25 protein-coding genes and 2 tRNA genes are annotated in these 20,197 nt (G+C 51.8%); 22 read left to right on the top strand and 5 right to left on the bottom strand.

The features are described 5' to 3' along the window. The first annotated feature begins 646 nt into the window (after window positions 1-646). The 20 genes from cydA (at window position 647) to V8L73_RS11695 (ending at window position 13,772) form a co-directional block, all read left to right on the top strand. Window positions 647-2,218 (top strand): cytochrome ubiquinol oxidase subunit I, encoded by a 1,572-nt coding sequence (gene cydA / locus V8L73_RS11790; RefSeq protein WP_027272844.1) that lies wholly within the window; start codon window positions 647-649, stop codon window positions 2,216-2,218. 14 nt (window positions 2,219-2,232) lie between these two features. Then, window positions 2,233-3,372 (top strand): cytochrome d ubiquinol oxidase subunit II, encoded by a 1,140-nt coding sequence (gene cydB / locus V8L73_RS11785; RefSeq protein ID WP_347253071.1) that lies wholly within the window; start codon window positions 2,233-2,235, stop codon window positions 3,370-3,372. Window positions 3,373-3,395: 23 nt separating this feature from the next. Further along, window positions 3,396-3,500, top strand: a complete 105-nt coding sequence (gene cydX / locus V8L73_RS11780; RefSeq protein WP_071783221.1) for a cytochrome bd-I oxidase subunit CydX — start codon at window positions 3,396-3,398, stop codon at window positions 3,498-3,500. Further along, on the top strand, window positions 3,500-3,793 hold the full coding sequence (gene ybgE / locus V8L73_RS11775; protein ID WP_347253070.1) for a cyd operon protein YbgE: 294 nt from the start codon (window positions 3,500-3,502) through the stop codon (window positions 3,791-3,793). The genes cydX and ybgE overlap by 1 nt, the downstream gene beginning before the upstream one ends. Window positions 3,794-3,941: 148 nt before the next feature. Then, window positions 3,942-4,346 carry a tol-pal system-associated acyl-CoA thioesterase gene (gene ybgC, locus V8L73_RS11770; RefSeq protein ID WP_027272847.1) on the top strand — a complete coding sequence of 135 codons (405 nt, stop codon included), beginning with the start codon at window positions 3,942-3,944 and terminating at the stop codon, window positions 4,344-4,346. Further along, the gene (gene tolQ / locus V8L73_RS11765; RefSeq protein ID WP_027272848.1) at window positions 4,343-5,026 is read left to right on the top strand and encodes a Tol-Pal system protein TolQ; all 684 of its coding nucleotides are present in this window, start codon (window positions 4,343-4,345) and stop codon (window positions 5,024-5,026) included. The genes ybgC and tolQ overlap by 4 nt, the downstream gene beginning before the upstream one ends. Before the next feature lie 15 nt (window positions 5,027-5,041). Continuing rightward, the gene (tolR, locus tag V8L73_RS11760) at window positions 5,042-5,473 is read left to right on the top strand and encodes a colicin uptake protein TolR (protein WP_027272849.1); all 432 of its coding nucleotides are present in this window, start codon (window positions 5,042-5,044) and stop codon (window positions 5,471-5,473) included. Window positions 5,474-5,577: 104 nt separating this feature from the next. After that, window positions 5,578-6,579 carry a cell envelope integrity protein TolA gene (gene tolA, locus V8L73_RS11755; RefSeq protein WP_027272850.1) on the top strand — a complete coding sequence of 334 codons (1,002 nt, stop codon included), beginning with the start codon at window positions 5,578-5,580 and terminating at the stop codon, window positions 6,577-6,579. A gap of 126 nt (window positions 6,580-6,705) precedes the next feature. Continuing rightward, entirely contained in the window at window positions 6,706-7,998 is a 1,293-nt protein-coding gene (gene tolB, locus V8L73_RS11750; protein WP_027272851.1) for a Tol-Pal system beta propeller repeat protein TolB, read from the top strand. Between the two features lie 55 nt (window positions 7,999-8,053). Next, window positions 8,054-8,566 carry a peptidoglycan-associated lipoprotein Pal gene (pal, locus tag V8L73_RS11745; protein ID WP_027272852.1) on the top strand — a complete coding sequence of 171 codons (513 nt, stop codon included), beginning with the start codon at window positions 8,054-8,056 and terminating at the stop codon, window positions 8,564-8,566. A 9-nt stretch (window positions 8,567-8,575) separates the two neighbouring features. Continuing rightward, the gene (gene ybgF, locus V8L73_RS11740) at window positions 8,576-9,325 is read left to right on the top strand and encodes a tol-pal system protein YbgF (protein WP_027272853.1); all 750 of its coding nucleotides are present in this window, start codon (window positions 8,576-8,578) and stop codon (window positions 9,323-9,325) included. A gap of 164 nt (window positions 9,326-9,489) precedes the next feature. After that, window positions 9,490-9,565 (top strand) — tRNA-Lys (locus V8L73_RS11735). A gap of 40 nt (window positions 9,566-9,605) precedes the next feature. Continuing rightward, window positions 9,606-9,681 (top strand) — tRNA-Lys (locus V8L73_RS11730). Between the two features lie 177 nt (window positions 9,682-9,858). Next, window positions 9,859-10,065 carry a helix-turn-helix transcriptional regulator gene (locus V8L73_RS11725; RefSeq protein ID WP_347253069.1) on the top strand — a complete coding sequence of 69 codons (207 nt, stop codon included), beginning with the start codon at window positions 9,859-9,861 and terminating at the stop codon, window positions 10,063-10,065. 94 nt (window positions 10,066-10,159) lie between these two features. Then, a complete protein-coding gene (locus tag V8L73_RS11720; RefSeq protein WP_027272855.1) occupies window positions 10,160-10,726 on the top strand; it encodes a hypothetical protein in 567 nt (188 codons plus the stop codon). A gap of 149 nt (window positions 10,727-10,875) precedes the next feature. Next, window positions 10,876-11,367, top strand: coding sequence for a hypothetical protein (locus tag V8L73_RS11715; protein ID WP_347253068.1), 492 nt, complete (start codon window positions 10,876-10,878; stop codon window positions 11,365-11,367). A gap of 85 nt (window positions 11,368-11,452) precedes the next feature. Then, window positions 11,453-11,965 (top strand): hypothetical protein, encoded by a 513-nt coding sequence (locus V8L73_RS11710; RefSeq protein WP_347253067.1) that lies wholly within the window; start codon window positions 11,453-11,455, stop codon window positions 11,963-11,965. 104 nt (window positions 11,966-12,069) lie between these two features. After that, window positions 12,070-12,930: a WGR domain-containing protein gene (locus tag V8L73_RS11705; protein ID WP_347253066.1), complete on the top strand. Its 861-nt coding sequence runs from the start codon at window positions 12,070-12,072 to the stop codon at window positions 12,928-12,930. Between the two features lie 23 nt (window positions 12,931-12,953). Continuing rightward, window positions 12,954-13,283, top strand: coding sequence for a hypothetical protein (locus tag V8L73_RS11700; RefSeq protein WP_347253065.1), 330 nt, complete (start codon window positions 12,954-12,956; stop codon window positions 13,281-13,283). Between the two features lie 18 nt (window positions 13,284-13,301). Then, the gene (locus V8L73_RS11695; RefSeq protein WP_347253064.1) at window positions 13,302-13,772 is read left to right on the top strand and encodes an SF0329 family protein; all 471 of its coding nucleotides are present in this window, start codon (window positions 13,302-13,304) and stop codon (window positions 13,770-13,772) included. A gap of 2 nt (window positions 13,773-13,774) precedes the next feature. Here the strand turns inward: V8L73_RS11695 and V8L73_RS11690 are convergent, their stop codons facing one another. Both V8L73_RS11690 and V8L73_RS11685 read right to left on the bottom strand, forming a co-directional pair. After that, entirely contained in the window at window positions 13,775-14,632 is an 858-nt protein-coding gene (locus V8L73_RS11690) for a hypothetical protein (RefSeq protein WP_347253063.1), read from the bottom strand. Between the two features lie 275 nt (window positions 14,633-14,907). Beyond that, window positions 14,908-15,117 (bottom strand): hypothetical protein, encoded by a 210-nt coding sequence (locus tag V8L73_RS11685; protein ID WP_027272861.1) that lies wholly within the window; start codon window positions 15,115-15,117, stop codon window positions 14,908-14,910. A 240-nt stretch (window positions 15,118-15,357) separates the two neighbouring features. Here V8L73_RS11685 and V8L73_RS11680 point away from each other — a divergent pair, with 240 nt between their 5' ends. Together V8L73_RS11680 and aroG are read left to right on the top strand one after the other, a co-directional pair. Continuing rightward, window positions 15,358-15,771 (top strand): hypothetical protein, encoded by a 414-nt coding sequence (locus tag V8L73_RS11680; protein WP_347253062.1) that lies wholly within the window; start codon window positions 15,358-15,360, stop codon window positions 15,769-15,771. Between the two features lie 117 nt (window positions 15,772-15,888). Then, window positions 15,889-16,956: a 3-deoxy-7-phosphoheptulonate synthase AroG gene (gene aroG, locus V8L73_RS11675; protein ID WP_347253061.1), complete on the top strand. Its 1,068-nt coding sequence runs from the start codon at window positions 15,889-15,891 to the stop codon at window positions 16,954-16,956. A gap of 61 nt (window positions 16,957-17,017) precedes the next feature. Here the strand turns inward: aroG and gpmA are convergent, their stop codons facing one another. From gpmA to galK, 3 genes are all read right to left on the bottom strand, one after another. Then, a complete protein-coding gene (gene gpmA, locus V8L73_RS11670) occupies window positions 17,018-17,770 on the bottom strand; it encodes a 2,3-diphosphoglycerate-dependent phosphoglycerate mutase (RefSeq protein ID WP_347253060.1) in 753 nt (250 codons plus the stop codon). 153 nt (window positions 17,771-17,923) lie between these two features. Beyond that, entirely contained in the window at window positions 17,924-18,970 is a 1,047-nt protein-coding gene (gene galM / locus V8L73_RS11665; protein ID WP_347253059.1) for a galactose-1-epimerase, read from the bottom strand. After that, entirely contained in the window at window positions 18,964-20,130 is a 1,167-nt protein-coding gene (gene galK, locus V8L73_RS11660) for a galactokinase (RefSeq protein ID WP_347253058.1), read from the bottom strand. The genes galM and galK overlap by 7 nt, the downstream gene beginning before the upstream one ends. Between the last annotated feature and the right edge of the window lie 67 nt (window positions 20,131-20,197).

Genomic DNA, 20,197 nt, shown 5'->3' with positions numbered 1-20,197 from the left:
ATTCCCATCCGGATTGCTTCGTTTAAAAAACAAACAACTTATTGAATGTGATGTAAACCACAGCGGCCTGATGCGAGGAGAGGCTGTATTCAACGGCCTGAGCCTGCTTTTCGCCTCAGCATTCTCTATTTTTCTCTTTTTTCAGTTAATAAATATAATTAAATGTTAAATAATTGTATTTATTTTTATGAATTAATTGTTTCAATTGAAGTAAAGAGAGTTATATTTGCTGAGGATGAGTTAAAATAGCAGTTTAAGAGAATTGAAAATTCCTTAATTTATGGTGTAATTGGCTGAAATTGTTTTACATCAATTTTGATTCTTTTATGCGATATATCAATTTTGATTTGAGTTCACAATTCTGATTTTTATATAAAATACCTATTTATTGTAGGGGATTAGAAGCGTAATATTCAATGTGTGGTATTCGGATACGGGCGGCTTGCGCCGCTTGTTCTGTGTGGGAAGCAACGTTTGGCGCATGGCGTATACTAAAAGAGAGTTAATGCGGCAAACTTTGCTTGTAGCTGATAGAAAAAGAATTTTAAGGCATTCACCATTGGTGAGTAATTGGGGGTAAAGCGAACGGCGCGTTAAGTGGCTATCAAAGCGCGTCCGGGGTCTTCCTGAGGAGCAAGGAGTCAAGATGTTTGATATCGTCGAACTATCACGATTACAGTTTGCCCTGACGGCAATGTACCACTTCCTGTTTGTTCCGCTAACGCTGGGTATGGCGTTTTTGCTGGCAGTCATGGAGTCGGTGTATGTGCTGACGGGTAAGCAAATCTATAAAGATATGACCAGGTTCTGGGGCAAGTTATTCGGTATTAACTTTGCGCTGGGCGTGGCCACCGGCTTAACCATGGAATTCCAGTTTGGCACCAACTGGTCTTACTACTCCCACTACGTGGGAGATATTTTTGGCGCCCCGCTCGCCATTGAAGGCCTGATGGCGTTCTTCCTGGAGTCTACGCTGGTCGGCCTGTTCTTCTTCGGATGGGATCGTTTAAGCAAGGTTCAGCACCTGGCAGTGACCTGGTTCGTGGCGTTGGGTTCCAACCTGTCCGCGCTGTGGATCCTGGTGGCCAACGGCTGGATGCAAAACCCGGTCGCCTCGGAGTTCAATTTTGAAACCATGCGTATGGAAATGGTCAGCTTCGCCGAACTGGTGCTTAACCCGGTTGCGCAGGTGAAGTTTGTTCATACCGTCTCTGCTGGTTATGTAACGGGCTCCATGTTCATTTTGGGCGTCAGCGCGTTCTATCTGCTGAAAAAGCGCGATTTGCCTTTCGCCAAGCGTTCGTTTGCTATCGCAGCCTGCTTTGGCCTTGCGGCCACGCTGTCCGTTATCCTGTTAGGGGATGAGTCCGGTCGCGAACTGGGCGACGTGCAGCGCGTGAAGCTGGCGGCCATTGAAGCCGAGTGGGATACGCAGCAGGCGCCCGCCAACTTCAACCTGATCAGTATTCCCGATCAGAAAGCAATGACGAACCACTACTCGATCGAAATCCCTTATGCTCTCGGCATCATCGCGACTCGCTCTCTGGATACCGAAATTACCGGTATTAAAGATCTGTTGGTAGAGAACGAGCAGCGCGTTCGTAACGGCATAACCGCCTACCAGATGTTGGAGAAGCTGCGTTCCGGCAATACCGACCCGACGGTGCGCAGCGCGTTTGAGCAGAGTAAGAAAGATCTGGGCTACGGCATCCTGTTGAGCACGCATGCCAAAGACATGAATAACGCGACGGAAGATGAAATCAAGGCGGCCGCTCAGAGCACTATTCCTGAAGTCGCTCCGCTGTATTACTCTTTCCGTCTGATGGTAGGCTGCGGCTTCCTGATGCTTATCATTGTTCTGTTCTCGGTCTACCACGTGCTGAAAAACCGCATCGGCGAGAAGCCTTGGCTGCTGCGTCTGGCGATGTATGGTATTCCGCTGCCGTGGATTGCCTGTGAAGCAGGGTGGTTTGTCGCCGAATACGGTCGTCAACCTTGGGCCATTGCGGACGTTCTGCCCATCGGTGCAGCGACGTCAGCGTTGACCACCGGCGACCTCTGGTTCTCAATCATCCTGATTTGCGGACTGTATACGCTGTTCTTAATCGCTGAAATGTATCTGATGTTTAAATATGCGCGTTTGGGGCCGAGCAGCCTGAAAACCGGACGCTACCATTTTGAACAGAGCAGCGCGGCATTAGCGCAAGACGCACGGTAAACAGGAGTCCAGTCATGTTAGATTACGATACACTACGATTTATCTGGTGGCTGCTGGTCGGCGTGCTGCTGGTTGGCTTTGCCATTACTGACGGTTTTGATATGGGCGTGGGTATTCTGGTTCCTATCATCGGTAAAACCAATACCGAGCGCCGCATCATGATCAACAGCATTGCGCCGCACTGGGACGGAAACCAGGTATGGCTCATCACCGCCGGCGGCGCGCTGTTTGCCGCCTGGCCACAGGCGTATGCGGCCGCGTTCTCCGGCTTCTACGTTGCGATGATTCTGGTGCTGGCGTCATTGTTCTTCCGCCCGGTAGGCTTTGACTATCGCGGTAAGATCGACGATTCGCGCTGGCGCACCATGTGGGATTACGGCATTTTCCTCGGCAGCTTCGTTCCTGCGCTGGTTTTCGGCGTGGCGTTCGGCAACCTGCTGCAGGGCGTGCCGTTCACCATGAACAGCATGTCGCACTTGAGCTATGAAGGTAACTTCTTCCAGCTGCTTAACCCGTTTGCCCTGATTGCCGGCATCGTTAGCCTGATGATGTTGATTACTCAAGGCGCCGCGTGGCTGCAGATGAAGACGACCGCAGAGCTTCGCCTGCGCGCCCGCGCCGCAACGCAAATCTGTGCGTTGGTAGTGCTGGTGGCCTTCGCTGCGGCGGGCGTTTGGGTGGTTTACTATATGGATGGCTATGTGGTGACGTCGGTACTGGATCACACCGCGCCGTCTAACCCGATCAATAAGGAAGTCGCTCATCAGGCAGGCGCTTGGCTGGCGAATTACAACAGCTATCCCATCCTGTGGGCTATCCCCGCTTTGGGCGTTGTACTTCCGCTTCTGACCATCATTGCTTCCCGCATGAACAGCGGCGGCATGGCGTTCCTGTTCTCATCGCTGACGATGGCGTGCGTTATCTTTACGGCTGGGATCACCATGTTCCCGTTCATTATGCCGTCAAGCATTAACCCGAACGTCAGCCTGACGATGTGGGATGCGACTTCCAGCCACCTGACGCTGACCGTGATGACGTTTGTAGCGCTGGTGTTCGTTCCGATCGTACTTATCTATACGCTTTGGAGCTACATCAAGATGTTTGGCCGTCTCGATAAGAAACATATCGAAGACAACCATGCGTCACTGTATTGATACCAACGATAAGGAGCAAAACAATGTGGTATTTCGCCTGGAGTCTCGGTACTTTGTTTGCCTGTGCTTGTGGTATCATCGGTGCAGTATGGTATGAAACCAACAACGGGAATGACGATCAAAAATAATGGGTACTGTGTTCGATAAACTGTACGCTGTTATGGATAAGGGCCCGTTACGGGCCCTTTCTTTAATATTAGCGTTCGCTTTGGCGTTTTGCGTGTTCTGGGATCCGACCCGCTTTGCGGCGAAAACCAGTTCTATTGCTATCTGGCAGAGCTATCTTATTATGTGGGCTATCTGCGCCGGCGTTATTCACGGGGTAGGGTTCAGGCCGCGAAAAACGCACTGGAAGGCTTTTTTCACGCCGCTTCCCGCAGTTGCGATCTTGATCGCAGGGCTCGCCTACTTTTTGGCATAATCTGCCTCGCAAAATGAGGAAAAATAATTCTCGGCTTTGTTGACTGAGAATTATTTTAGCCTACGCGCTTTCTTCCCATTCCCAAGCGGTTTTCACTTGCGTATAGTATCAACTGTTTAGTGCTACAGTCAGAAACACTGGAAATATCGTGAGTAACTCGCTGTTCCGTTGGCCCGTTCGGGTCTACTTTGAAGACACTGATGCAGGTGGGGTGGTTTATCACGCCCGCTACGTGGCTTTTTATGAAAGAGCGCGCACTGAGATGCTGCGCCAATACAATTATAATCAGCAGCAGTTGCTGAGTGAGCATGTCGCTTTCGCCGTTCGCCGTATGGCCGTTGAGTATCTGTTTCCCGCTCGTCTTGATGACCTGCTGGAAGTTGAAACTGAAATTGTTGCTATCGGTGGCGCATCCCTTACGTTTGCACAACGCATCTTCGACCAGAATGGCAAATTATTAAGCCAGGCCGATGTGCTAGTCGCATGTGTTGATTCACGCCTGATGAAGCCGGCAAAGCTTCCCAGGTCTATTGTCGCGGAGTTAAAGAAGTGACCGACATGAATATTCTTAGCCTGTTTCTTGAGGCTAGCCTGCTCGTAAAAATTGTTATGTTGATTCTGATCGGATTCTCGATTGCCTCTTGGGCCATCATTATTCAGCGCACGCGAATATTGAGCACCGCCCGCCGAGAAGCCGAGGCGTTTGAAGACAAGTTCTGGTCCGGTATCGATCTGTCTCGCCTGTATCAGGAAAGCAACAACCGCCGCGATGAGCTGGCGGGTTCCGAGCAAATTTTCTACTCCGGCTTTAAAGAGTTTGCCCGCCTGCACCGTGCCAATACTCATGCGCCGGAGGCCGCCATTGAGGGCGCGACTCGGGCTATGCGTCTGTCTCTCAACCGCGAGCTTGAAAATCTGGAAAACCACATTCCTTTCTTGGGCGTCGTGGGTTCTATTAGTCCGTATATCGGCCTGTTCGGTACGGTATGGGGCATCATGCACTCGTTTATTGCGCTGGGCGCGGTAAAGCAGGCGACGCTGCAAATGGTGGCGCCGGGTATTGCCGAAGCGCTGATTGCGACGGCAATCGGCCTGTTTGCCGCTATTCCTGCGGTTATGGCCCACAACCGTCTTAGCCTGCGGGTATTTAAGCTCGAGCAGAACTACGACAACTTTATGGAAGAATTTACGACGATTCTCCACCGTCAGGCGTTCTCAACCGAGAATAAATAGGGTTAGGAGGTAAACGTGGCGTATAAACGTTCTTCCCGACGCGGCACGGGTAAACCCGCCGAGATAAATATTGTTCCGCTTTTGGACGTACTGCTTGTGTTGCTGTTGATTTTTATGGCAACAGCACCGATCATAACCCAAAGCGTTGAAGTCGACCTTCCGGAAGCGACCGACTCTAAAACCGTCTCGACGGACAACAAGCCGCCGGTGATTGTCGAAGTGTCAGGCGTAGGGCAGTACACGCTGGTGATTGATAAGGACAGAATGCCTCAGCTTCCGGAGCAGCAGGTCGTAGCCGAAGTCGAGCGCATTCATAAAGAAGATCCGAAAACGGTCTTTTTGATTGGCGGTGCGAAAGAGGTGCCTTACGATGAGGTTATCAAGGCGCTAAATATGCTGCATCGCGCCGGCGTCACGTCCGTTGGGTTGATGACTCAGCCGATATGATTGTGCTGCTAACGTAATTACTCCGCTTTTAAACAACGCCGACGCGATCGGCGTTTGAAAGCGGATGGATTGCGGTTTTTTAATCAGTTTTTTGGAAGCCTCAAGTGGGAAAGAATACAGAGCATAACGATAAGCTAAATCGCTCCGTAATGGCGTCGATCGTTTTGCATATTGTGGTTATCGGCCTGTTGGCCGTAGGCGCATTTATGCAAAAAGACGCGCTGTTTGGCGGCGGAGGCGGCGGTTCTGTTATTGACGCGGTGATGGTCGATCCCAACATGATGGCCCAGCAGGCCGAGCGGGTGCAGCAGCAAAAGCTGGACGCGCAAAGGGCGGAAAAGCTGCGCGATCAGGAGGCTAAACGTCAGGCTGAAGAGCTTAAACAGCAGCAGGCTGCGGAGCAGAAACGCCTGAAAGAGGCGGAAAAAGATCGCCTGAAGGCGCAGGAAGAGACCAGAAAGCAGCAGGAACAGCAAAAGCTTGCCGAGCAGGAAGCGAAGAAGGCGGAAGCGGCCAAGAAGCAGGCCGAAGCCGACGCCGCTAAGGCAAAGGCTGACGCCGAGGCTCAAAAACAGGCCGCGGCTGCCGCTGAGGCGAAGAAGCAGCAGGCTGAGGCCGACGCGAAGAAGGCTCAAGAGGCTAAGCAAAAGGCTGAAGCGGAAGCTAAGGCAAAAGCCGATGCAGAAGCGAAAGCTAAAGCCGAGGCGGCCGCCAAAGCCAAGGCGGATGCCGAAGCGGCCCAGAAGGTCGACGATATCTTCGGCGGCTTGGCGTCCGATAAGAATGCGCCTTCCGCTAACGGCGCGTCCGGCGGCGGCAACAAGGCAGGGGCCAGCGGGCCTGAAGTCGATGCCTATATGGCGCAGGTTCGCGGCGCTATCATGAACAAATTTATCGATCCTCAGCTGTATAAGGGAAAAACCTGTACGCTGAGGGTTAAGCTGGCGCCGGACGGCACGCTCTTTAGCGTTCAGGCAGAAAGCGGCGACGCAACGCTGTGCCAGGTCGCGATCATGGCGGCCAAGCAGGCCAAGATCCCCAAACCGCCGTCAACGGCGGTTTATGAGAAGTTTAAAAACGCGCTGGTTGATTTTCAGCCGAAATAAGGTTGGTTGAGATAACTGCGACTTGATTTAATGCGCGTTATAACCAATAGTTGATGAGCTTAGCGATATCGCTTTGTTAGTAAACAGCAAATTATCGAGGCCAGGGGCTAAGATAAGGGAGAAAACATGAAGCATGCATTTCGATTAGCGATGGGACTGCTTATTCTATGGACTTCCGTGCTGCACGCGGAAGTCAGGATCCTGATTGACGGTGGCGTAGACTCAGCTCGCCCGATCGGCGTTGTTCCGTTTAAATGGACCGGCAGCGGTTCAATGCCTGAAGACATTGGCGATATCATCGCATCCGACTTACGAAACAGCGGAAAATTCAATCCGCTGCCTGCGTCTAAAAACCCCCAGTCGCCGACCACCGTGTCAGAAGTGACGCCGGCCGCGTGGTCTGCGTTGGGCATTAGCGCCGTAGTGGTGGGGCAGGTTCAGCCAAGCGCCAACGGCGGCTATCTGATTTCTTACCAGCTGGTGGATACCTCTTCTGCTACGCCGACGGTGCTGGTTCAAAGCCAGTTCCCAGTGACCAAGCAGTGGCTGCGCTACGCGGCCCACACCGCCAGCGACGGCATTTTTGAAAAGCTAACCGGCATCAAGGGCGTATTCCGTACGCGTATTGCCTATATCGTACAGAAGAGCGGCGGGCAGTTCCCCTATGAGCTGCAGGTTGCCGACTACGACGGTTTTAACAAGTTTACCGTTCGCCGCGCCTCTCAGCCGCTGATGTCTCCGGCCTGGTCGCCGGACGGCAGCAAAATCGCCTATGTTACCTTTGAAAGCGGACGTTCTGAGCTGGTAGTGCAGACGCTGTCTAACGGCGCTACCCGCAGCATCGCCTCTTTCCCGCGCCACAACGGTGCGCCGGCCTTCTCGCCGGATGGCTCCAAGCTTGCGTTTGCACTATCAAAAGACGGCAGCCTGAACCTGTACGTGATGAATCTGGCTTCCGGGCAGATCTCTCAGGTGACCCGCAGCCGCAGCAACGATACCGAACCTTCATGGTATCCGGATAACCAGACTCTGGCCTATACTTCGGACCAGGGCGGTCGCCCACAAATTTATAAAGTGAATATTAACGGCGGTGCTCCGGCTCGCGTTTCCTGGGAAGGCGCTCAGAACCAAGACACGGACGTGTCACCAGACGGTAAGTTTATGGTGATGGTGAGCTCCGGCGGCGGTCAGCAGCACCTGTCTAAACTGGATCTGGACACGGGGGCGGTGCAAACATTGACCGATACCTTCCTGGATCAAACGCCCAGCATCGCGCCTAACGGTACTATGGTTATTTACAGCGCCTCTGAAGGGCTGAGTAGCGTATTACGTTTAGTTTCGACCGACGGGCGTTTTAAAGCGCGTCTGCCGGCAACCGATGGTCAGGTTAAATTCCCTGCCTGGTCGCCGTACCTGTGATGCTCATATAAAAAAAGTCTGTATTGCAACTTAATCTTGAATAGGATCGAAAATAATGCAATTGAATAAAGTGGTTAAAGGCCTGATGCTTGCTCTTCCGATTATGGCGTTGGCCGCGTGTTCTTCTACCGACAGCAACTCTGACGGCAGCAATGGCAACGGCGGGCTGGGCGGTTACGGCAGCGGCAACGGCGGTTTTGGTTCCGGTGACGAGCAGGCACGCCTGACGCTGCAACAGCTTCAGCAGCAGAACGTGGTTTACTTCGACTACGACCGCTACGATGTTCGCTCTGACTTCGCTCAAATGCTGGACGCTCACGCGGCCTTCCTGCGCTCTAACCCGTCTTATAAAGTGACCATCGAAGGCCACGCGGACGAACGCGGTACGCCGGAATACAACATTGCGCTGGGCGAACGCCGCGCTAACGCCGTGAAGATGTACCTGCAGGGTAAAGGCGTACCGGGCGAGCAGATGTCTATCGTTTCCTACGGTAAAGAAAAGCCGGCAGTGCTGGGCCATGACGAAGCGGCCTATTCTAAGAACCGCCGCGCCGTACTGGTCTACTAAGAGAACGTCATGAACGGTAATTTCAGATGTTGTGTACTCAGTCTGTCGTTACTGGTCGGCATAGCGGCCCCCGTGGCCGCTATCGCCTCGTCAACGGACGACCGCATTACTCAGCTTGAGCGTATTTCCAACGCTCAGGGGCAGCTTCTGACTCAGCTACAGCAGCAGCTGTCTGATTCGCAGCGCGATATCGATACGCTGCGCGGCCAGATCCAGACGAACCAGTATCAGCTTGAACAGATCGTTGAACGTCAGAAGATAATCCTGCAGCAAATTGATGAGCTGGGCAGCAAAGGGGCTTCTTCCTCTGCGTCTACCTCTACTTCCAACGGCAGCGCAGCGAGTTCAGCGTCTACGGGGGCTTCCTCTCCGGCGGCGTCAACCGGCAACGAGAAGCAGGACTACGACAACGCCGTTGCGATGGTGAACGATAAGTCCAAGACCGACAGCGCCATTAGCGCGTTTCAAGACTTTGTTAAGCGCTATCCAAAGTCTAGCTATCAGTCCAACGCCAACTATTGGCTGGGGCAGTTGTTTTACAGCAAAGGTAAGAAGGACGATGCGTCTTACTACTATGCAACGGTAGTAAAAAACTATCCGAAATCTCCTAAGGCTTCCGAGTCGATGCTGAAAGTGGGTATTATCATGCAGGAGAAGGGCGATAAGGCCAGCGCCAAGGCGGTTTATCAGCGCGTGGTTTCCCTTTATCCGAATACTGCCATTGCTAAACAGGCTGAAAAGCGTCTGAGCGGGCTCTGATCGCTATATTCTGCCTGATTTTTCGCCATAATTACCACGTTATGGCGGCTAGTGGCCAAATATCGGACAGTTAAACAAAAAACGGAAAATTTTTGTTGCACACTTTTCTGAAGTCAGTAATATAGGCCGCCGTTGCCGGTGATAACGGCAGCCGTAACGTTTAAGGGTCGTTAGCTCAGTCGGTAGAGCAGTTGGCTTTTAACCAATTGGTCATAGGTTCGAATCCTATACGACCCACCATTCAAACGTTGCACTTAGAATTGAAAGATACTCTCAGCGAGGGTCGTTAGCTCAGTCGGTAGAGCAGTTGGCTTTTAACCAATTGGTCATAGGTTCGAATCCTATACGACCCACCATGCTGAATTGAAGCGCCGTAGGCGCTTTTTTTGTATCTGTATTTCAGTCGCTGTCCTTCTCCTCGTTTCTTATCATTTCTGAAAATAGTTTATTCCTTATGTGACTTATAGTCCGTGGTGCGACTGTTGATAACGCGTCATGCTTATCGCCTTGTTTAATGATAAGGAGGTAATAAGATGAACAACGTTGACTGGCATTCCGCCGACATCATTGCCGCGCTTAAAAAGAAAGGCACGTCGTTGGCGAAAGTGTCCAGACAGGCTGGGCTGGCCTCTTCCACGCTGGCTAACGCGCTGGTGCGCCGCTGGCCGAAGGGAGAACGACTGATTGCCGAGGCCTTGGGGATGGAGCCGAAGGATATTTGGCCTTCCAGATATATCTAATATGCGCAAGACTAAGCGCCTGACGGCTTCTTCCATGTCGCCGTTCAAACGTCTTGTGATAAAGTAGCGCCTGTATTTCAAAAGGAACCAAACTATGGAAGGTAAAAAAGGCGGAAAGCTTGCCTCATGGCACGTGGCTTTGACGGTCGTGGTCGCGCTGATTGCGTTTGGCAAGCTGGGCGCCAGGCTTTATCAGGAACACGTCGTTGAACCCCGGCAAAGGGAAGAGGCCAGGAACAGCGGGATGAATCTGGTTTATCAGATGATGCAGGCCCGCTATGACTACGTAGATTCGGTGCTTGAGAGGGTCAATAAGAAAGTTTCTGGCGAGGATAAAGCCAAAGAGGGAAGCTACATTGAGAGCATCGTTCGAAATGGAGAGGATATTGTCCTAACTTCTGTGCAAATGGAGCCCATGGAGCAAGAGGAACTGGAGCATATTAAGGCTGATTTCGAGAAAGTGAAAAAGAGCACCTTGGAAGAAACGCTGCCTGACGCCTGTAATAAGGAAGGCTTCTTTAGGCGCTTTATTGACGATAAGTTTAATTTAACCATGGTGACTAAGGATAATAATAAGAAAGAAATCATGTCCTACACGATCGCTAAAAGCGACTGCGAAAGATTGGAAAGTGAAGCCGTGGCCGTACCGGAAAAGGGATAAGCGTCTTTCGATATTATAATATTTCCCAACTTCGCAGCGACTCGTTTTTAAGGAATTCAAAGGTGTTCAACGTCCGTATACTGTCCGCATCCTTCCTTTTTCTTTTTAGCATGCACGTCTGGCCACAGCCACTGTCGATGGATGTGCAGATGAGCCAGATGTCGAGCCAAGAGCTAAGCGCTTTGGCCCGAGCGGGAAATGCTGAGGCCCAGTATTATCTTGGTCGAAGCGCTCACATTGCCGGCGATAACGCTGCGGCTAAAATGTGGCTGGAAGCGGCGGCCAAGAAAAACAACGTCAGCGCGATGCTTCTGCTAAGCGATAGCGCATATTCCCTAACTTCAAAAGATAAGCACCGCTGGTATGAAAAAATCGCGGAATTGGGCGACGCGCAGGGCATGCTGTTTAACGCCATGCAGTACGAAGAGGACGGGGACTATCGACAGGCCTACGTCTGGTATGTTCTTACTAACCGCGTTTTGTCGGAAAAGCTGACGCTCTGCAAATGGGATGCCCCGGAATGCTACGATCCCACCCACCAAGGGATGATGGAGAAACTGTCCATGCGATTGAATACTGAAGAACGTAAAGTGGCTCAGATGGAAGCCGATGTGCTTTACCGAGGCATATTTAATAAATAGCCTCGCCATACTGTGTTTAAAATTGACGCTAGTGTAATAAGGCGACTAGTTTTTTGAATATACTATTTTAAAAGAGTGCATAAAAATGGATAAACTGAGAATTGAATTCGCTGATTTTGAGAAGACGTTGAATTCGAATTTAGCCGAGTCGATACGACAAGTTTTGCAAGCAAAGGAACGCGTAACCTACATTGGTTTTGTCACGACGGATGATTTTTATGGGGCGTTTGTGACATATAACCGACCTGAGGAACAAAATATTTGGGAGCATTCAGAATGGGGGCAAGGCCTATCACCGGACTTTCTTTATCAGCCGCTCGTCGACGTAGTCGAGAAAAATGAATATATTAATTTTATGGAGCCTTCAAAAGAGAAATGGCAATTTGCAGAAACGCTGATGGCCGTGTTTAGTGAACAACTACAGCTATTGCCGGATGAAGTTTTTTCAAAAGCTGGTTACAAACGTGATGAGCTGATTTTTTTTATGACGATGTCAGATGGCGATTATATGGATGAGATGCTGATTGAGTCAGTTGAACGATTTAATTCTAAGGAAACGATTAGCCATTGCTTAGGAAATAACTGGAAAGAAATTTGAGATTAGATATTGGCCGTTTTATTGTCTCTTTTAATTTTTCAAATGGCAGGGCTAAACCATAGGGTGACAGGCTACATCGTTCGTAATCATTCAGGGATGAAAAAATGGAAATCAGAAAATATCTTATCCAACAGGACGGAACTTCCAATAAATTCTGGCAAATAGAAACCGATGGCTGCACGCAGCTTATCCACTGGGGAAGAGTGGATACCAAAGGGCGAAGCTCAGAAAAGGAATTTTCCGACTCGCAAAGCTGCAAGAAGGACGCGGAAAAGCTGATTGCCCAAAAGTTGAAGAAGGGCTACGTGGAAGGCTCCGACGCTCAGCCGATACCGGAAAAGCGTGAACTGACGGAAGAAGAGCAGGGCGAAGCGCTCTTTTGGGACGCTATCAGCAAGTCCAACAAATGGAAGACGGCCCACTGGTCGGAATACGATGTTGATGAGCATATTGAGAACCTGACGGCGTTGCTGGCTAAGAAAAGCAAAAAGCAGCTGATTCACTTCGAACGCCAGCTGCAGATTAACCTTCACCGGCTTTATACGGCGCAAATTGCCGAACTCAGCATTATTTTAGAAAACAAATTCACCAGAGAAGGCGAGTCGATAACTTTTGACGACTATATCTCCGAAGACGGATTTATCTATTTCAGATGCTGGCTGCTGCTAAAAGGTAAGGCGTTTTTTGACGAGATTTCGCAGGATATCAACGCCTTTATCAACGGCAAATACGCTTTCAATATCGGCGATTTCTGGGCGGAAGGGCTGCTTTACGTGGCTGATGACGCCTATTCGGAAAACCACGACAATCAGGACGACTCCGAAATTCGCGACGCCGTCTACGCGATGGACGACGTTATGGACTACGACTCCATGGATCGCGTGATGGACAGAGAACCGATGTCTGGCCGTGAGCTGCAAAAGGCCTATCCTGAGCTGGTGGCTGCGATTGTGGCGATTCGTTAGTCGATTAGAAAAAGGAACCCTTAATGACCCCGGAAGAATTCGTAAAAGAGTTTTGGCTGCTAAAAGAGTCAGACGTTAATGGCGCATTGGATTTTAATAACCAGCGGCTTACGTCAAAGCTGGTTAAGGACATGGGGCTGACCGACGTCCAGCATCGGCAGTTAAGAGAAGTATTAGACGCAGTATTAACGGATGCGCTCTATACCGTACTTCTGGGGCTTGACGGCGAAGCAAATATTGGCGAGCGCCAAATGCCGTATCGAATTTATGATGAAGATAATAATGAACTCACCGGTAGCGGCGATATTGAAGCCTATGCGTATGGATATTTTCAAGAAAAAGGGCGTAGCTAAACGCGTTGTCGAAACTCAATGAAACAAAGACCCTGGAGCAAACTGCAAAGAGAAATCTATCTCCTGATTTCACCGGACATCAATTTCCAAATCCACTGCGCGGCTTACCCCATGCGCAGCCAGAGCGGCAGCGCCAATCTGCCGCGCTATTGGATTACGCTGGGAAAAGAAATTATCTGGGACTACCCGAAGGACTTCGTTACAGAGGAAGGACTCATTAAAAACTGCGCCGGTGAAGTCACTCAATATTATCCCTATCTGAGCGACGTTGCCGATATTTCCAATCTCATTCGGGAATATATAGATACGCCGAAAGAGCAGCTGCTCGATAAGCAATTCATGAATGACAAATGGGGATTAGTGAATATCCTTCGAGCGGCCGATCGCAGAATTGGTGCAAGGCGGTTGGATGATTTAAAACGAAAAACGCACAACGTCGCCGCGATAAAGGTGATTATGCGGCGACGGGAAAATCAGATAGCGGAGTAAATTTAGTCGCTTAATTCAACGACAGAACTCCAAAATACGCGGCTGATATTGCCCATCACTTCATAGTAATGGGCGTTTTCATCCGATTTGGTTTTGGGATCTCGCCATTTACCACGATATTGCTTTTCAAACTGTTTCTTCAAATCCTTTTGCTCGCTCGCTGAGTCCGCATGGATAAACTGATGATAAATTTCTAACGCGTCGGCGAGATTTTGCCGAAGTTCCGGTTCGGTAAAGCTATAGGTCAATTCCGGCTTTTTATAGACGGATTCACGAATGCGGGTGCGGCGGCTGTAGTCTTCAGAAGGTGAGAAGTCGGTATTGTAGTAATCGACAAAGTCGTTAACCCGGAACAGCTTGGTTTTGTAGGTGTCTTTGCCGCTGGCGTAAACCGTTTCGGGCAGCGACTCCGTCGGGCCGAAGTTCCAATCTACGTTAGCATTGTCGATAAAGAATTCGCTGCCAAAGTCAGTAAACGGTCCAGTAAATTCTTCGCCATTGATATTAAGCACATGCACATCGCCATTTTCAGTAAAGGGCGTGGTGTCCTCGGCTAAATATTTCTGTATAACACGAACGTAACGCGTCTGCGTTGGGTTAATTATTCCCGCTCTTTCTGAATTTCCGTATGTACAAATCACGCTGAACTTTACTTTTTTACCATCGGGCAGCGTCATCTGGTGGGGGCCAGCATCTAGCGTGATGTTTTGCATTCCTCCGGCAGGAACGGTAATTTCTTTCTTGTCGATGGAAACAGACAGCGGCCTGTCGGTAGGATTATCAATAGAAAACTCTTTACTGCCGCCAAAACAGCCGACTAAGCTAATGCACGCGATTAAGACCAGCGCTCCTTTCAACATAAAACTGTCCTTTTTAATGTCTAATTTATCGTGAACATAACAACGGTATTGGCGAGTTACTGCTGCGAATTACACCGTGAGGGAAGAAATATACTGGAAACAAGCGATGAATTAGGTGCATGAAATGCTTAGCGGTGAATCGAGATTTAATCGAATAGGCCGTTTAATTTACGAGCAAACGGGGATAATTAAAATGAAAATAACCATAATGCTGCCAAAATAGGCAGCTAAGTCCGATATGGTTTGTTTATTTTTACGGGTGATAGCGTATAGCGCTAGCTCAGCCTGTACGGCTGCTCAACAATATACCCGTGCAGCTGTTCGTGCGTCACGCGCTGGGCGTCGAGGCGCTTTTTCAACTCGTTGCCCATGATCCGGAGCGTCATGCGGTTGACTTCCGACTTTTGCTTCTCGGCCTTGCGCAGGTGATAGTCGAGCTCGTAGTCCTCAGAAAAATTAACGAATTCACGCTCGTTAAGTCCCATCGTTGACCCTCCATTAAAAAGCGGTGAATTATGTATAGCCGCTATGCCTTAATATTGCCAATGAAATGAATCAATAATGGCGTACGCAGTTCACACTTTGCGCATATTCTTCAATGACGTATAGATACATTACCGCGCAGATCGCAACGCAGCGGGTGAAAACAAAAATTAGCCAAGCGCAGAGCGCTGACCTGTGTGAAAATAGCGCCCGTTGTTGATACCTACGCTTGGAACCCTGAGATGAAAAAGGAACTGTTATACCTTCTGGCGCCGCTGCTGCTTTCCCTGTCCTTATCCGTACATGCCGCAGCGAAGCCTCAGTGTGAGGATTTGGCCTTCCCGGAAGGCGAAGGGTATGACTTTGGCACGCGCTGCTTTTGGCCAGGATCAACGCTTAAAGCGGTATGGCGAGATTTTTACCAGCGGCAGCAGAGCCAATATTTTGGCAAGACGCTGCGCCAAAATCCGGTTCCCGGTAAAAACGTTACGGATAAACTCCCCGATGACGAAAACGGCTATCCGACGAACCAGTATAAGTGGACCGGCAAAAAGCACCTGGAGCTGACGCTCTTTTTCGGCGGCGGCGTAACGACCATTACGCTGGACGAAGGAGAGAAGGGTACGACGATTATTGAACACTATTCGCCGGATTAAAGGCTCTGGTTGTGTCCTTCAGCCCATTTGTTGTAGGCTGTACAATTGCGCATTAAATAAAAGAACAGACAGACAAATATACATAGACAAACACACCGGATGGTAAGAAGGACAACCATGAACTATCAGAACGACGATATAAGAATTAAAGAAATTAATGAGCTATTGCCTCCGGTCGCATTGCTGGAAAAATACCCCGCAACGGAAAAAGCGGCGGTGACGGTGGCAAGCGCCCGCGAAGCGATCCACAACATTTTAGCCGGCGAGGACGATCGCCTGCTGGTGATTATCGGCCCCTGCTCCATCCACGACATTGACGCCGCGCTAGAGTATGCCGGTCGTTTGAGCGCACTGCGCAAGAGCCTGAGCAAAGATCTGGAAATCGTTATGCGCGTCTATTTTGAGAAGCCGCGCACCACCGTAGGTTGGAAGGGGTTAATCAACGACCCTTACCTGAACCACAGCTACCAGATTAACGACGGTCTGCGCATCGCCCGTAAGCTGCTGCTGGACATCAACGACGGCGGCATGCCGACGGCGGGCGAGTTTCTGGATATGATCACGCCTCAGTACATGGCGGACCTGATGAGCTGGGGCGCCATCGGCGCACGCACCACCGAGTCTCAGGTTCACCGCGAGCTGGCATCGGGCCTTTCCTGCCCGGTCGGATTTAAGAACGGCACCGACGGTACGATTAAAATCGCCATCGACGCCATCAACGCCGCCAGCGCGCCGCACTGCTTCCTGTCCGTGACCAAGTACGGCCACTCCGCCATTGTGAATACGCGCGGTAACCACGACTGCCATATCATTCTGCGCGGCGGCAAGCAGCCGAACTACAGCGCGGAAGACGTCGCGTTAGTAAAAGAGACGCTGAATAAGGCCAAGCTGCCGCAGAACGTGATGATTGACTTCAGCCACGCTAACAGCAGCAAGCAGTATAAAAAGCAAATGGAAGTGTGCGAAAACGTCTGTCAGCAAATCGCCGGCGGCGATACGGCAATCACCGGCGTGATGGTGGAAAGCCATCTGGTTGAAGGCGCGCAAAACCTCGAAGGCGGCTGCCCGTTAATCTACGGCCAAAGTGTGACCGACGCCTGCATCGGCTGGGAAGATACCGAGCTGCTACTGCAAAATCTCGCCTACGCGGTGCGTGCGCGCCGCGATCGTCACGAAGAAGAGTAAGTTAACGCGTGATGGCAATGCGGGAGAGGGATGCCTCTCCCGTTTTGCTTTTAGAGCCTGCTTACTTAGCCTTACCTTGATTAGCCACCGCTGCCGCCTTGGCGGCGATCTCGGCGGCGTCGCCCAGATAGTAATGCTTAACCGGATTCATCTTTTCATCAAACTCATACACCAGCGGCACCCCGGTGGGGATGTTGAGCTCCAGGATTTCCTCTTCGCCCATATTGTCCAAAAATTTGACCAGCGCCCGCAGCGAGTTGCCGTGGGCGGCGATAATAACGCGTTCGCCGCTGGCTACGCGCGGTTTGATGACGTCATTCCAGTAGGGTATGACGCGCTCAATGGTGGTGGCCAGGCTTTCGGTCACCGGCAGCTCAGAGGGCGTAAGGCTCGCGTAGCGACGATCGTGGCCGGGATAGCGTTCGTCTTCTTTGGTCAGTTCAGGCGGCGTAACGGCGAACCCGCGACGCCAGAGCTTAACCTGCTCATCGCCGTACTTCTGCGCGGTTTCCGCTTTATTCAGCCCTTGCAGCGCGCCGTAGTGGCGCTCGTTGAGCTTCCAGGACTTTTCTACCGGCAGCCACTGGGCGTCCATCTTGTCCAGAATGCCCCAAAGGGTATGAATGGCGCGTTTCAGGACCGAAGTATAGGCAAAATCAAAGACGAATCCTTCCTCCTTCAGTAGTTCGCCCGCCTGAGCCGCTTCGGCGCGCCCTTTGTCGGACAGGTCGACGTCGGTCCAGCCGGTGAAACGGTTTTCTTTGTTCCACTCGCTTTCACCATGCCTGACGAGAACCAGTTTTTTAACGGCCATGATATGCTCCTTACTGCTAGGTGTTATTGATAATAATTATCATTATACTCTTGTTGTGATAAATGCAAACTGACAGATTAAGAATAGTCGAATTCATTGACGGCGGCGGGAGAGAGGAAGCGGCCCGGCTCGCTTGAACCGGGCTAAGATGCGTTAATTTATAAGGCTGAATTGGTAAACCGTTGTTGAACGATAGTCTTCTCCCGGCTTAAGCCAGCAGTCGGGCTGCGGCCATTCGGGATGGTTGGGGCTGTCGGGCAGAAACTCGCTTTCCAACGCCAGCCCGGCGAAGCTGCCGTACTCGCCGCCGTCGCGCGAGGGGGTTCCGGCAAGGAAGTTGCCGCTGTAAAACTGGAGCGCCGGCTTGGTGGTGTAGACGCTCATCACCACGCGTTCGTCGGACGACCATAGCCTTGCGGCGGGGATTTTTCCTTCGCGGCAGCGCTCCGACAGCAGATAGGCGTGATCGTAGCCGCTGACCTTACGCTGGCAGTCATCCGCTAAAAAGTCCTGCGCGATGCGCTTGGACTGGCGGAAGTCCATCCCTCCTACGGTAACCGGCGTCAGGCCCGCGTCGGGAATGCCTTCTTTATCTACCGGCAGGAAATAGTCGGCGTCAATTTGCAGCCTGTGCGTTCGGCAGTCGGCGCTCTTACCGTCCAGATTGAAATAGGCGTGATTGGTGAAGTTCACCGGGCAGAGGCTGTCGACGGTGGCGAAATAGCTGATTTCAACGCGGCCGTCGTCAGTCAGGGTGTAGGTGACCTCTACGTGGAGGTTGCCTGGAAAGCCGTTGTCGCCGTCCGGCGAGTCGAGGCTGAACGTTGCACTGTTTTCATCATGACGAACGACACTCCACCGCCGCCTGTCCGGCCCGTTAGCGCCGCCGTGCAGCTGGTGTTCTCCCTGATTGGGAACCAGCGTGAAGCTCAGCTCGCCGCGCGTAATGCGCGAGAAGGCGATTCGGTTCGCATAGCGCCCAACCGTGGCGCCAAGATAGGCGGTCTGGCGCAGATAGCCTTCCGGGGATGAGCAGCCCAGCAGCACTTCCCGCATTTCTCCTGCGCCCATAGGCAACTCGCAGGATAACCAGGTCGCACCCCAGTCCATCAGCGCGACCCGCATTCCCTGGCGGTTTGTCAGGTGAATAATCGTGAAAGGCGCGCTGTCCGGGGCGAGCGAGGGAGAAGCGGTCAACATAGGCTGGCTCCTGCTGAGGCTTTGCATAGGTAAATGGTTTCCGTCATGCCGGTACGAGAGTGGTACTGTTCGCTAACGGCTCGCCTGACGGCGTCGACGTTGGATTCAGGGAGCAGCGCGACGACGCAGCCGCCGAAGCCGCCGCCGGTCATGCGTACGCCGCCGGCTTCTCCGATAACGTCTTTGACGATCTCGACCAGAGCGTCGATTGCAGGGATGGTGATTTCAAAGTCATCGCGCATGGAGGCATGCGACAGCGCCATCAGCTGGCCCATAGTGACCCAGTCACTTTTTGTTAACGCATCGGCTGCCGCCAGCGTTCGGGCATTTTCGGTAATGACGTGGCGGGCGCGGCGAAACACGACCGGGTCCAGCTGGCTTTGCGCCGAAATCAGCTGTTCCAGCGTCACGTCGCGCAGGGCCTTCACGCCAAAGAAACGCGCTGCGGTTTCACACTGCTCCCGCCGGACGTTATATTCGCTGCCGACCAGCCCACGCTTGACGTTAGAGTTGATAATCATCACCGCCATTTCCGCAGGCATAGGCACCGCACGGGTTTGCAGGCTGCGGCAGTCAATCAGCAGCGCGTGACCTTTTTCTCCAAGAGCGGAAATAAGCTGGTCCATAATGCCGCACTGGCAGCCGACGAACTGGTTTTCCGCCTGCTGGCCGTTGAGCGCCAGCGCAGTGCCGTCGAGCGGCAACTGATAGAGCGACTGAAAGGCCTTGCCGACGGCGACCTCCAGCGATGCCGACGAACTCAGGCCCGCGCCCTGAGGCACGTTGCCGCTGATAACCAGATCTGCGCCGTTGAATCCCGGCGAGCGCTGTTGAAGGTAGAGCACGACGCCGCGTACATAGCTGGTCCATATAAAGTTGGCCCGCATAGACTCGGCATGGGGTTCAATGGGTTGCGTCAGGGAAAAGCTGTCCTGCTGATTCTGATAGTCGGCGGCAATAACGCGTACGATGTTGTCGTCACGGGGCGAGGCGCAGATAACGGTCTGGTAGTCGATGGCGCAGGGCAAAACGAAGCCGTCATTATAATCGGTATGTTCGCCGATAAGGTTGACTCTACCCGGCGCCTGAACGCTCAGGGCAGGGGAAAAGCCAAAGGTATTCTGAAACAGGGACCGGGTGCGGGCAACGAGCGCGTTCATGACAAACTCCTGATTCACTGTAGTTTATCTAGTGTAGCATCAGAAATTTCTCAGTTCTTTGTGCTAA

The organism is Leminorella grimontii (assembly GCF_039789245.1).
GTDB lineage: Bacteria > Pseudomonadota > Gammaproteobacteria > Enterobacterales > Enterobacteriaceae > Leminorella > Leminorella grimontii.
This window is presented reverse-complemented; position numbering and strand designations above follow the sequence as displayed.